The 12,754-nt window shown below is 62.3% G+C and carries 11 protein-coding genes; 5 read left to right on the top strand and 6 right to left on the bottom strand.

All coding sequences use genetic code 11. The features are described 5' to 3' along the window. Nucleotides 1-31: 31 nt before the first annotated feature. Together AC1DUY_RS00335 and rnd are read left to right on the top strand one after the other, a co-directional pair. Nucleotides 32-1,507 (top strand): protein adenylyltransferase SelO, encoded by a 1,476-nt coding sequence (locus AC1DUY_RS00335; RefSeq protein ID WP_089263972.1) that lies wholly within the window; start codon nt 32-34, stop codon nt 1,505-1,507. A gap of 101 nt (nt 1,508-1,608) precedes the next feature. Next, nucleotides 1,609-2,757 carry a ribonuclease D gene (rnd, locus tag AC1DUY_RS00330; protein ID WP_089263971.1) on the top strand — a complete coding sequence of 383 codons (1,149 nt, stop codon included), beginning with the start codon at nt 1,609-1,611 and terminating at the stop codon, nt 2,755-2,757. 94 nt (nt 2,758-2,851) lie between these two features. On the opposite strand, the gene AC1DUY_RS00325 is transcribed toward rnd, so the two are convergent. The 5 genes from AC1DUY_RS00325 to AC1DUY_RS00305 all read right to left on the bottom strand — a co-directional run bounded on the left by AC1DUY_RS00325 (nt 2,852) and on the right by AC1DUY_RS00305 (nt 8,438). Further along, entirely contained in the window at nt 2,852-3,145 is a 294-nt protein-coding gene (locus tag AC1DUY_RS00325) for a hypothetical protein (RefSeq protein WP_089263970.1), read from the bottom strand. Between the two features lie 138 nt (nt 3,146-3,283). Continuing rightward, on the bottom strand, nt 3,284-4,789 hold the full coding sequence (gene ppx / locus AC1DUY_RS00320) for an exopolyphosphatase (RefSeq protein WP_093758318.1): 1,506 nt from the start codon (nt 4,787-4,789) through the stop codon (nt 3,284-3,286). A gap of 12 nt (nt 4,790-4,801) precedes the next feature. Next, nucleotides 4,802-7,003 carry an RNA degradosome polyphosphate kinase gene (locus AC1DUY_RS00315; protein ID WP_089264645.1) on the bottom strand — a complete coding sequence of 734 codons (2,202 nt, stop codon included), beginning with the start codon at nt 7,001-7,003 and terminating at the stop codon, nt 4,802-4,804. Nucleotides 7,004-7,159: 156 nt separating this feature from the next. Next, nucleotides 7,160-7,837 carry a P-loop NTPase family protein gene (locus AC1DUY_RS00310; RefSeq protein WP_089263968.1) on the bottom strand — a complete coding sequence of 226 codons (678 nt, stop codon included), beginning with the start codon at nt 7,835-7,837 and terminating at the stop codon, nt 7,160-7,162. A gap of 46 nt (nt 7,838-7,883) precedes the next feature. Further along, the gene (locus AC1DUY_RS00305; RefSeq protein ID WP_068731090.1) at nt 7,884-8,438 is read right to left on the bottom strand and encodes a CDP-alcohol phosphatidyltransferase family protein; all 555 of its coding nucleotides are present in this window, start codon (nt 8,436-8,438) and stop codon (nt 7,884-7,886) included. 168 nt (nt 8,439-8,606) lie between these two features. On the opposite strand from AC1DUY_RS00305, the gene purM reads away from it, so the two are divergent. Beyond that, on the top strand, nt 8,607-9,680 hold the full coding sequence (gene purM, locus AC1DUY_RS00300) for a phosphoribosylformylglycinamidine cyclo-ligase (protein WP_320444376.1): 1,074 nt from the start codon (nt 8,607-8,609) through the stop codon (nt 9,678-9,680). Nucleotides 9,681-9,687: 7 nt separating this feature from the next. Next, complete coding sequence (gene purN / locus AC1DUY_RS00295) at nt 9,688-10,344, top strand: phosphoribosylglycinamide formyltransferase (protein WP_478111553.1); 657 nt, start codon at nt 9,688-9,690, stop codon at nt 10,342-10,344. A 193-nt stretch (nt 10,345-10,537) separates the two neighbouring features. Here the strand turns inward: purN and AC1DUY_RS00290 are convergent, their stop codons facing one another. Further along, on the bottom strand, nt 10,538-11,362 hold the full coding sequence (locus AC1DUY_RS00290) for an alpha/beta fold hydrolase (protein WP_175366124.1): 825 nt from the start codon (nt 11,360-11,362) through the stop codon (nt 10,538-10,540). Between the two features lie 337 nt (nt 11,363-11,699). On the opposite strand from AC1DUY_RS00290, the gene AC1DUY_RS00285 reads away from it, so the two are divergent. After that, nucleotides 11,700-12,737, top strand: a complete 1,038-nt coding sequence (locus AC1DUY_RS00285) for an alpha/beta fold hydrolase (protein ID WP_478111550.1) — start codon at nt 11,700-11,702, stop codon at nt 12,735-12,737. Nucleotides 12,738-12,754 lie beyond the last annotated feature (17 nt).

The following is a 12,754-nucleotide window of genomic DNA, read 5'->3' as shown; positions in this document are numbered from 1 at the left end:
CTAACACGTCGTGGCCCCCCATCTTGGGGCCATGACAGTCCACTTCCCGTTCGACAACAGCTATGCCGCCCTGCCCGCGAATTTCTTCGCCCGCGTTGCACCAACGCCGGTAGCGACGCCGCGGCTGATCAAGCTGAACCGCGCACTGGCCGACCAACTCCGCATCGATCCTGACTGGCTAGCCAGTCCCGAGGGCGTCGAAGTCCTCGCCGGCAAGCGCGTGCCGGATGGCGCCGATCCCCTCGCGATGGCCTATGCCGGACATCAGTTCGGACATTTCGTGGCGCAGCTCGGCGATGGTCGCGCGATCCTGCTCGGCGAGGTCATTGACCGCGACGGTGTGCGCCGCGACATCCAGCTCAAGGGTTCCGGTCCGACGCCTTTCTCGCGCCGCGGCGATGGCCGTGCTGCGCTTGGTCCGGTGATCCGGGAATATATCGTCAGCGAAGCCATGGCGGCCCTGGGCATTCCCACAACGCGCTCCCTTGCTGCCGTCCTCACAGGCGAACGGGTTCAGCGTGAGACGATGCTGCCGGGTGCGGTGCTGACGCGCGTCGCCTCAAGCCACATCCGCGTCGGCACCTTCCAGTTTTTTGCCGCGCGCGAGGATATCGCCGGAGTGAAACAACTCGCCGATCATGTGATCGCCCGGCACTATCCCGACGCAGCCGAAGCCGAACATCCGGTTCGCGCGCTGCTCGATGCGGTGATCCGCCGTCAGGCCGAACTTGTCGCACGCTGGCTACATGTCGGCTTCATCCATGGTGTGATGAACACCGACAACTGCTCGGTATCCGGCGAGACCATCGATTACGGCCCCTGCGCCTTCATGGACGCCTACGATCCCGCGACGGTATACAGCTCGATCGACGAGATGGGCCGCTACGCTTATGCGAACCAGCCGCGCATCGCGCTGTGGAATCTCACGCGCTTCGCCGAGACGCTGCTGCCGCTGATCGACAGCGACGAGAAGACCGCCATCGAGATTGCGCAGGCCGCATTGGGCGAATTCTCCGATATTTTCGACACGGCCTATCAGGCCGGTCTCCGCCGAAAGCTCGGGCTGTTCACCAGCCAGCCGGACGATGCCGCATTGGCGCAGGATCTGCTGACCGCCATGACCGCCAATCAGGCCGATTTCACCCTGACCTTCCGCCGCCTCGGCGCCGCCGCGGTTGACGCAGACAGCGACGAAGCCGTCCGCGGGCTGTTCATCGATCCGACGGCGTTTGACGCCTGGGCCGTGAACTGGCGGGCACGACTCGGCCGGGAGTCGCAGGACGCCGGTACCCGCCATCAGGCCATGCAGACGATCAATCCAGCCTTCATCCCCCGCAATCATCGCGTCGAGGCGGTGATCCAGGCGGCGCTGGCCGACGACTACGCGCCGTTCGAGAAATTGCTGGCCGTGCTGGCGAAACCCTATGAAGATCAACCGGAGATGGCGGATTACGCCGAGCCGCCGGAGCCGGATCAGCGCGTACTGAAGACCTTCTGCGGCACCTAAACACCCTCATTCTATCGGAGCAGACCTCCAATCTGCCCGAAACACCTTGACTCAACAGGTTTTTCGGCCGAACGCCTTGGCAAAAGCGTTATGGACCGTCCATGGAACTGATCACGACCACTGCCCAGCTGACCGCCGCGTGCGAGCGACTTGCCAAGCACCCCGTCATTACGGTCGATACGGAATTCCTCCGCGAGACCACTTATTACCCGCTGCTCTGCGTGGTCCAGATGGCCAGCGCGGAAGACGCGGTGGTGATCGACACGCTTGCCGAAGGCATCGACCTCACGTCGTTCTTCGACCTGATGGCCAACGAGGCCGTGCTGAAGGTCTTCCATGCCGCGCGGCAGGACATCGAAATCATCGTGCACCGCGCCGGCGTGGTGCCGCATCCGATCTTCGACACCCAGGTCGCAGCCATGGTGCTCGGCTACGGCGACAGCATTGCCTATGACCAACTCGTCGAACGCGTCACCGGCCACCGCCCCGACAAGACCCACCGCTTTACCGATTGGTCGCGCCGTCCGCTGACCGAAGAGCAGTTGCACTACGCCGTCTCCGACGTCACCCATCTGCGTGATGTCTTCGCCAAGCTCGATGCCGATCTGAAGAAGCGCGACCGCAGCGACTGGGTCAGCGAGGAAATGGAAATTCTCACCTCGCCAAAGACCTATGATTTCCATCCCGAGCGCGCCTGGGAACGGCTGAAGACCCGCGTCCGCAAGCCGAAAGAGCTCGCAGTGCTGATGGAAGTCGCTGCCTGGCGCGAACAGGAAGCACAGAGCCGCGATGTGCCGCGCTCGCGCGTGCTGAAGGACGATGCCGTCGGCGATATCGCGACCCATGCGCCGACGTCACTGGAGAAGCTTGCCAATCTGCGTTCGCTGCCGAAGGGCTTTGATCGCTCCAAGTGGGGCAGCGACATTGTTGCCGCCGTCCAGCGTGGCGTCGCCCGCGATCCCGCCACGTTGCCGAAGATCGAGAAGCCGCGCGGCAATTCCAATGGCGCGGCCACCGTCGAACTGCTGAAAGTGCTGCTACGCATGACGTCGGAACGTCACGCCGTCGCCAGCAAGGTCATCGCCACCGTCGACGATCTCGAGCAGATCGCCACCGACGACAATGCCGACGTCGGCGCCCTGCACGGCTGGCGGCGTGAGTTGTTCGGCGAGGCCGCCCTGGCGCTCAAGCATGGCCGCCTTGCATTGGCGATGGAAAAAGGCCGGGTGATCCGGGTGGATCGCGCGTAGGCTGCGTCGTCCAAGGTAGCGTTCTAATTGCCTGCCGCAAACAGCAGGACGGGGCGTACCAGACCTCGCCCTGCGAGACGCAATGACGATCGCTTTACGCCGCCGATCTGTTCTTGATGGCTCCGACGATTGCCGTCAGCACCGCACCCGCGACACCGCCTCCGGCCACCTGACCGATCAGCGAACCGATATCGGTGGTCGCCGATGCGTTTGAAAGCATAGGAATCAGCATTCCGAGAATTTGACCGCCAACGCCGCCACCTATTGCACCTGCGATCGTGTTGCCGATTGTACCAAGATCGACAGACTTCGATGCACCGCCGGCAACATTTCCGCCAATCGCGCCGCCAATCAGTTGAACGATAAGGTTGATCAGAAGGGCTGACATTTCGACTCTCCCGGTCCGGAAATCGTATGTACTTGCCGCGTGGACCAAAACGGCCGCACCAGAAAAGAGTATACGCACGGAAACCGAGAGTCACGCCGCGGTGCAATCAGTAGTATCACTCGGAATGAGCGGCGGTGGCTATCGCCTGACGATCGAACCGGACTTCCCGACCAGTCGCGCCAGTTGCTTGAAGCGGCTACCGACGCGGTCGGCGACGAGATCGACCATGCGATGCTCGAAGACGAGCATCATCTTGCGATCCTTGGTGGCGAAATGCGTGGCGGGCAGCACGCCCGGCCGCGCCGCCGAAATGAGATGCGCGACCCTGAATAGCGCGCCGAGCAAACGGGCGCGTTCGACCTGTGCCGGCGAGACAAGCGCGCGGACCAGCTCGGGGGGCTCGTTCTCGGCGCCGAATCCTGCGTAGCGGTAGTACACACAGAGCGCGAGGAATGCGCGACCGTGATGATCGACCGAGCCGAAATTGCCGTTCGTGATCAGACTGAGCGTCTGCTCGCCGCGATGATCCGGATGGACGCGCCAGCCGATATCGGACAACAGACACGCCACCCGGCGTAGCCGACGATCCTCGTCGGTCTCTTTGAGCTTGGCGACACGGGCGAACCGATCACTCCAGTCGCTCAGCTCCTGTGCGTGGCGGGCCGAACGCGACAGTAACTCGTTCATCGTCTGCGCGGCACCGACCAGACCATCTTGCATGCGCTGCGCTTGCGGCAGCATTTCGTACAGCAAGCCTTCACGGACGCCATAGGTCGAGAACACGATAGTCTTCGGCTTGGCAGTGCGAATGACATATTCAAGCACGAGCGCCGCGTAGACCAGCAGAGGCTGGCGCTGTTCGGCTATGGCTTCGATGTTGGCGAGAATGTTGGCTGTTGCGAGTCGGCGCAAGCGGCGCACAAAATCGAGCGCTTCGGTGGCCGGGATCGAATAGCCATGCATCACACGTAGCGGATAGCCGCTCTGGATGATGTGCAGCCGCGCCAATGCACGCCAGGTGCCGCCGACCGCATAGAAATTGCGACCTACGCCCGCCTTGAGCTGCGCGACGTCAGCCAGCGCCAGCCTGACGATGCGCTCCGCCTTCTTCGGTGATTTCTGTGAGGCATCCTGCAATGCGAGACTGCCGAGCGGCAGCGTCACGCCCTGCCGGACCGCATTGCCTTTGACATCGATCAATTCGAGCGAACCGCCCCCGAGATCGCCAACCAGGCCATCCGGCTTGTGCACGCCCGAAATCACGCCCAGCGCTGAGAGCTTCGCTTCGCGCGGCCCCGATATGATCTGGATCTCGCAGCCGCAGATTTTCTCCGCTGCCGTGATGAAGGCAGGTCCATTGCTCGCATCGCGCGCCGCAGCGGTCGCGATGGCGTAGACGCGACCGACCTTCATGACCCTGCACAGCGCACGGAAGCGCCGCAGCGCCGTCAGCGCCTTGTCGACAGCGTCCTTGGCCAGCAACCCGGTGCTCTGCACTTCGCGGCCGAGACCGCACAGCGCCTTCTCATTGAAGAGCGTGACAAGACTTCGCGTCAGCGACTCGTAGACAACGAGACGCACCGAGTTGGAGCCAATATCGATGACGGCGACGCTGGTCGCGCGTTGATTGGCACGCGCTACCACGTTGCTGGTTCCTTACGAGGATTGGTGACGCTCCGAACGGCGGGTGAGCCGGCGCGGGGATGATTTCTCAAGCGACTTTCCACGGCCAGACAGACTCGGATTCGTCATGAAGTAATTGTGCACATTGAAGGGTTCCTCGCCCTTCGCTGCCTTCATACGCGTTGACGACCCGTCCGGCAACAATTGCCAGCTCTGTTCCGTATCCTTGAGATTGGCCACCATGATCTGCTCGAGCACCTGGGTATGCACGGTGGGGTTCTGCAGCGGACACAGAACCTCGACGCGGCGATCCAGATTGCGCGGCATCATGTCAGCCGACGATATGTATATCGCCGCCTTCGGGCTCGGCAGGCCATTGCCCATACCGAAGCAATAGATTCGACCATGTTCAAGGAAGCGGCCGATGATCGACTTGACGCGAATGTTTTCGGACAGGCCGGGCACGCCCGGCCGCAGGCAGCAGATGCCACGCACGATCAGTTCAACGGATACACCGGCATTCGACGCCTCATAGAGCGCATCGATGATTTCCGGATCGACCAGCGAATTCATCTTGAGCCAGATCGCACCCGGCTTGCCGCTGCGGGCGAATGCCGCTTCACCGCGGATGTGTTCGAGCATGCGTCCACGCAAGGTCAGCGGCGACACGGCCATCTTCTCGATGTCGCTCGGCTCGGCATAACCGGTGATATAGTTGAACACGCGTGCGGCATCGCGACCGATGATCGGGTCGGATGTGAAATATGACAGATCGGTGTAAATGCGCGCGGTGACCGGATGATAGTTGCCGGTGCCGGTGTGCACATAGGTCGTGAGCGAGCCGCCCTCGCGGCGCACCACCAGCGACAGCTTCGCGTGGGTCTTCAATTCCAGGAAGCCATAGACCACTTGGACACCGGCGCGTTCGAGATCGCGCGCCCAGCGGATATTGGCCTCTTCATCAAACCGCGCACGCAGTTCGACGAGCGCCGTTACCGACTTACCGGCCTCAGCGGCCTCCACCAGCGTGCGGACAATCGGCGAATTGTTGGAGGTGCGATACAGAGTCTGCTTGATCGCCACCACATCCGGATCGCGCGCGGCCTGCTGCAGGAACTGCACGACGACGTCGAAGGACTCATAGGGATGATGGACAATCAGGTCCTTCTGACGGATCGCGGCAAAGATGTCGCCGCCATGATCGCGGACACGTTCCGGATGACGCGGCACATAGGGCACGAATTCGAGATCGGGCCGATCGAGCCGCGTGAGCTGCGAGACCTCGTTCATGGCGAGAATGCCGTCGACCAGCAGGATTTCGTCATCCGAGGTCGCCAGCGCGCGCTGCACGAAGGCACGGAGTTCTGCCGGCATGCCGGCTTCGATTTCGAGGCGGATCACCGACCCTCTGCGGCGACGCTTCAGCGCAGTCTCGAACAGCCGGACCAGATCCTCGGCCTCTTCTTCGACTTCGAGTTCACTGTCGCGGATGATGCGGAAGGCACCCTGCCCCTGAACAGTGTAGCCCGGGAATAGACGCGCGATGAACAGGCCAGTGGCCTGTTCCAGCGTGATAAGGCGGACCGCGCCGTCCTTGCCGGGGGTCGGCAGGCGGATGAAGCGATCGATCTTGCCGGGCATGCGGATCAGCGCGTTCATCGTCTTGCCGTCGGACACCCGCGACAGATGCAGCGCGATGGTGAAGCCCAGACTCGGAATGAACGGGAACGGATGCGCCGGGTCGATCGCCAGCGGCGTCAGCAGCGGGAAAATATTGTGGAGGAAGTGGTCCTCGATCCAGGACCGGTCGGCCTTGCTGACCTCCTTGCCGTCGAGCAGCACGATTCCGACATCGGCCAGCATGCCGCGCTGGTCACGCCAGATCGCCTGCTGGTCGCTGCCGAGCTTGGAGACCGCGCTGTTGATCAGCACCAGTTGCTCGGCCGGGGTCAAGCCGTCCGGACTGCGCTCGCTGATTCCCTCACGGACCTGCGCTTTGATACCGGCGACGCGGACCATGAAGAATTCATCAAGGTTGTTTGCGGAAATCGACAGGAAGCGGACGCGCTCCAGCGCCGGATGGCCCGGATTTACGGACTCCTCAAGGACGCGGCGATTGAAATGCAGCCAGGACAGCTCGCGATTGATGAAGCGCTCGGGACCCGATGCGACCACCTCTGCTGGCTTCGCTTCGCCCTTTTTCTCTTCAATAACAATCTCTTCTGCGGAGTCCATGAGACAGCAATCCATCCAGTTCAAGCAGCGCTATAGTGCCGGCAAATCACAGCGGACATTGCGTCAGTTGCATGACGCTTCGATGACATTGAGGAACCAGCCTGCCGCGCCGTCAAGGCACCGTTCGACGCGCCGCGTTTGACGTCCAAGGCTAAGTCAGGCGTCGCGCAGCAGTTCCGCAGCCAATGCACGGGTCACCGGCCGCCCAAGCCGGAGCGCCTCGCTATCCAGCAATTCCACCGTATGGCGGGCGGCGGCGAATGACCGCTCGATGCGGCTGGCCACATAGCTGACCACGCTCTCGTCGATGCTGAGCTGGCGGTCGGCGCAAAACTTCACGATCAGCGCCCGAAACAACCCGTCATCCGGTGGCAGCAGATTGACTACCGGGATCGCACGGAGCCGCGACCGCAGATCGCGCAACTCGACCTCCATGGCGGCCGGGGCGACCCGCGCCGTAATCAGCACATAGGCGTTGTCCTGACGTGCCAGATTAAGAAGGTGGAACAGCGCCCGCTCGTCGAAGGCACCGGCATTGAGATCCTCCACCACCAGTGCGTTGGTCACCAACTCAGCCGGAACCGTCGCAGCCGTCAGGCTGTGCGCCATGGTGGAGCGCGCGCCGGCCTCCTCGGCCCAGATCGCCGCCAGATGGCTCTTGCCGGACCCTTCCGGGCCGACAAGGAGCATTACCCGGTTCGGCCAGTCCGGCCAGCAGTCGATCAGTCCCAGCGCCTCGGCATTGGCCGGGCCCTCAAGGAAGTTGTCGCGGGACAGACTCTCCGCATGGGGCAGCGCGAACGCCAATTGACGAGGTTGGACGCGGGCGACCACGCAAATACTCCTGCCGGCTCCGCCGGCGAACGTCACGAATACCGGTTTACCGGGGCTCTTGACCGGGTTCGATGGTGCTCATGTGTCGCATCCACTCGACGAGATAGAAGGACACAGAGAGCAGCGTCAAGACGGTCACAAAGCCCATTAAAATCAAATCGTAAGGCGAGGATTTGAAACCAAATCCGAGGGCAGCAAGAACCAAGGCTGCGAAGGCCACCTGCGCCACCGTATTGAGCTTCGATACCATCAGCGGCTTCATCGGGATCGGTTTGCCGAACAACCACGACACAATGACGGCGCCCACGATCATGATATCCCGCGACACCACGAGAATCACGATCCAGCGCGGAACTGCCCCCCATATCCCCAGGGAGACATAGATCGAGACCAGCAGCGCCTTATCGGCCAAGGGGTCGAGCAGCGCACCGAGTTCGCTGGCCATGTTGAAACGCTTGGCGAGAAAGCCGTCCACGGCATCGCTGACCCCTGCAATCACGAAGATTGCAAAGGCGATTTCCATCTGGTTCGAGGCAATCGCCCAGACAATCACGGGCACCAGCAGGATACGCCCGAGGGTGATTAAATTGGGGATACTCACGCGGCGCTTCCCGGCTCCGGCCTGTTTCGCAATCCGAGCTTGGGGGCTCCGACCGGCTTACCGCCTACATAGTAATCGGGATAGCGTTTACGAGCCATTGCGCAGGCGGGGATTCCGACGTAACCAGCCGAAAATACACAGTTTCGCAGCTCCGGCAGGATACCCGGCATGACCGACCAGAAAAAAGGCCTCACTTACGCGGACGCGGGCGTCGATATCGATGCCGGCAACCGTCTGGTGGACCTCATCAAGCCGATGGTTCGCGCAACCGCCCGTGCCGGCGCTGACGCCGAGATCGGCGGCTTCGGCGGACTGTTCGACCTCAAGGCCGCCGGCTTCAAGGATCCGGTTCTCGTCGCCGCCACCGACGGCGTTGGCACCAAGGTCAAGATCGCCATCGAAGCCGGCATCCATAACGGCATCGGCATCGATCTCGTCGCCATGTCAGTCAACGACCTCGTGGTCCAGGGCGCCGAGCCGCTGTTCTTTCTCGACTACTTCGCCTGCGGCAAGCTCGACCCGGAAGCCACCGCCTCAATCGTCGCTGGCATCGCAGAGGGCTGCCGCGAGTCTGGCTGCGCCCTCATCGGCGGCGAGACCGCCGAGATGCCCGGCCTGTACAAAGACGGCGACTACGACCTCGCCGGATTCTCGGTGGGCGCTGCGGAGCGCGGCACGCTGCTGCCGACCAAGGACATCGGCGTGGGCGATGCCGTCATTGGCATGGCCTCGTCTGGCGTCCACTCCAACGGCTTCTCGCTGGTCCGCAAGATTGTCGAGCGCACGGGCCTCTCTTACGCCGACAAGGCGCCGTTCTCGCCGGTGATGACGCTTGGCGGTGCACTGCTGACCCCGACCCGGCTCTATGTGAAATCCTGCTTGCGCGCGATCCGCGAGACCGGCGCCGTGAAGGGCCTCGCGCATATCACTGGCGGCGGCTTCACCGACAACATCCCGCGCGTGCTGCCAAAGAACCTCGGCGTTCGCATCGACCTGCCCTCCCTCACCGTCCTGCCGGTGTTCAAGTGGCTGGCAAAGGAAGGCGATATCGCCGAACTCGAGCTGCTGCGCACCTTCAACTGCGGCGTCGGCATGATCGCCATCGTCAAGCGCGAAGCCGTGCAACAGGTGATGGACATCCTGCGCGAGGGCGGCGAGACCGTGTCGCTGCTCGGCGACGTCATCGAAGCTGAGGGCGACGAGCGCGTCGTCTATGACGGACATCTCGAACTCAACCTGTGAGGCCGTGATGCGTCGCGTCGCCATCCTGATTTCCGGCCGCGGGTCGAACATGACCGCATTGATCGAGGCCGCCGCAGCAGATGGCTTCCCGGCCGAGATTGCGCTGGTGATTTCCAACAGGGTTGACGCTCCCGGCCTCGCCACTGCGCAGGCCAATGGCGTCAACACGCTGGTGATCGAGAGCAAGCCGTTCGGCAAGGATCGCGCAGGCTTCGAGAAGCTGCTGCAGTCGGCCCTCGACGAGCACAAGATCGAGCTGATCTGCCTCGGCGGCTTCATGCGCCTGTTCACGGCGGAATTCGTGCGACACTGGTACGGCCGGATGCTGAACATCCACCCGTCGCTGCTGCCCTCCTTCCCCGGCCTCGATCCGCACGGCCAGGCATTGCGCGCCGGCGTCAAGATTTCCGGCGCCACGGTGCATTTCGTCATTCCGGAGACCGATGCCGGCCCGATCGTGATGCAGGGAGCCGTGGCCGTGGCCGATAACGACACCCCCGACACCCTCGCCGCGCGCGTGCTCGACATCGAGCACAAGATCTATCCGCAGGCGTTACGGCTGTTGGCCACCAACAGCGTCGGCATCACCGGCGACACCTGCACCACCAGTACCGGCGCCAGCGCCAGCCGCGACGACACGCTGATCTCGCCGACGGTGATCTAGGCGAGACGTCCGCGGATTCGCGCGATCGTAACTTTTCGCAACGAGGACAACGCACTTTATTGTTCGGGAGACGCCCCGGACTGTCGTGTGTCCGTCGTCAATGGGGATTGTTCAGTTCGCGAGCACCGGTCGCAGGACCATCAAAGACAATGCGAACGACGCAACACGTGCTGCGTCGTTCGGACCATTTCGTTTAGCTGCGAACAAATGCCAGAATATCCGGATTGATCACGTCGGCATGGGTGGTCAGCATGCCGTGCGGGAAGCCCGGATAGGTCTTGAGCGTGCCGTTCTTGAGCAGCTTCACCGTCAGTGGTGCAGCGTCGGCATAAGGCACGATCTGGTCATCATCGCCGTGCAAAACGAGCACCGGCACATCGATCGCCTTCAGGTCTTCGGTGAAGTCGGTTTCCGAAAATGCCTTGATGCAATCATAGTGCGCCTTGGCGCCGCCGATCATGCCCTGCCGCCACCAGTTGTCGATCACGCCCTGATAGACTTTCGCGCCCGGCCGGTTGAAGCCGTAGAATGGCCCGGCCGGGACATCGACGTAGAACTGCGCGCGGTTGGCAACAAGCGCAGCACGGAAGCCGTCGAACACTTCGAGCGGCAGGCCGCCGGGATTGTTCTCGGTCTTGAGCATGATCGGCGGCACGGCGCTGACCAGCACCGCCTTGGCGACGCGTCCCTTCTTGGCACGCGCGACGTAACGCGCAACTTCGCCGCCGCCGGTGGAGTGACCGATATGCACGGCGTCCTTCAGATCCAGTTTGTCGGTGAGTTCGGCGACGTCGGCCGCATAGGTGTCCATCTCATTACCGGTCGCGGTCTGGCTGGAGCGACCATGGCCGCGGCGGTCGTGCGCGATGACGCGATAGCCCTGATTGAGGAAGAACATCATCTGGTTGTCCCAGTCGTCCGCACTTAGGGGCCAGCCGTGATGAAACACGATCGGCTGCCCGGTGCCCCAATCCTTGTAGAAAATCTCGGTGCCGTCTTTGGTGGTGATGGTTCCCATGATCCAGACTCCTTTGAGTGGGTTGCGGGCAAGCGCGACTTCGAATTCGCAGCGGCTTATGCGGATAACCTGGCCGCTTTCCGCCTCTGCGCCGATGACAGGCCAGTGAATAGACTAACGGGCCGCAAGTCTCTTGTACGTTTCGAATACAAAAACAAGATGTCGCCGAGCCGCCAACGGGCGACGACCAGCTGCATTCTATTCAGGCGGCAATGCCGAAGTTTCGGCATTGCGCTCTTCGTCAATTAATATACTAATAGTACAATTATTAAATTTTGTCGAGCGGATCGCTTGTCGCACCCTCGGCAAGCGTCAACGGACCTTCCGGAGCTGCAACATGAATACGCCGAGCGACTACCAGATTTTCGAGGCGGGTGACGTGCTGCTGCAATCCGGCCAGCGGCACCCGCGCCTGCAGCTTGCCTACAAGACCTATGGCGCACTCAATGCTGCCAAAGATAACGTCATCCTCTATCCGACGTCGTTCGGCGCACAACACTATGACACTGAGTGGCTGATCGCGCCGGGCGCCGCACTCGATCCGGACCGCTACTTCATCGTCATCCCCAATCTGTTCGGAAACGGGCTGTCGTCATCGCCATCGAATTCGCTGGAAGCTCTGGCTGGCGCCCCCTATCCGAACATCAGCTATCATGACGCCATTTCTATCCAGCATCGCCTGCTGACCGAGCAATTCGGCATCGCCCGTCTGGCACTGGTTTATGGCTGGTCGATGGGCGGCATGCAGGCCTATCACTGGGCCGCCCGCTATCCGGACATGGTGGCACGCGCGGCAGTGGTCTGCGGCAGCGCCCGTTGTTCGCCGTTCAACGCCGTATTCCTCGAAAGTGTGCGGGCCGCTTTGACCACCGATCCTGCCTTTGTCGATGGCCGCTTCGTTTCGAAACCATCTGCCGGACTTCGCGCCATGGGGCGGGTTTATGCCGGCTGGGCGATGTCGCACGGCTTCTACCGCGACGAAATCTGGCGCGAAGCCGGCTTCACCTCGCTGGAAGACTATCTGGTGCGATCATGGGACGTCGCTTTCGCGCATCGTGACGCCAACAATCTGCTCGCTCAACTCTGGACCTGGCAAAATGGCGATATCAGCCGCTGCGACGCCTTCGGCGGCGACTTCCGCAAGGCCATGGCTGCGATCACCGCGCGCGTTCTGCTGATGCCCGGGCAGACGGACAATTATTTTCAGGTCGGCGACAACGAAGACGAACTCCCGTTGCTGATCAACGCGCGCGCAGCCGAACTGTGTCCGATCCCCTCGCTGCACGGACACCGCGCCGGCAATCCCGTCAAGATTCCAACCGACGCAGCCTTCATCAACACGAAGGTCTCCACGCTGCTCGCCGCCGACGCCTGAACCGAGAACGGAACGAA

This window comes from Tardiphaga sp. P4_G1, from assembly GCF_056401215.1.
Note: the sequence above shows the minus strand (reverse complement) of the source record. Positions and strands in the feature narration are given on the sequence as shown.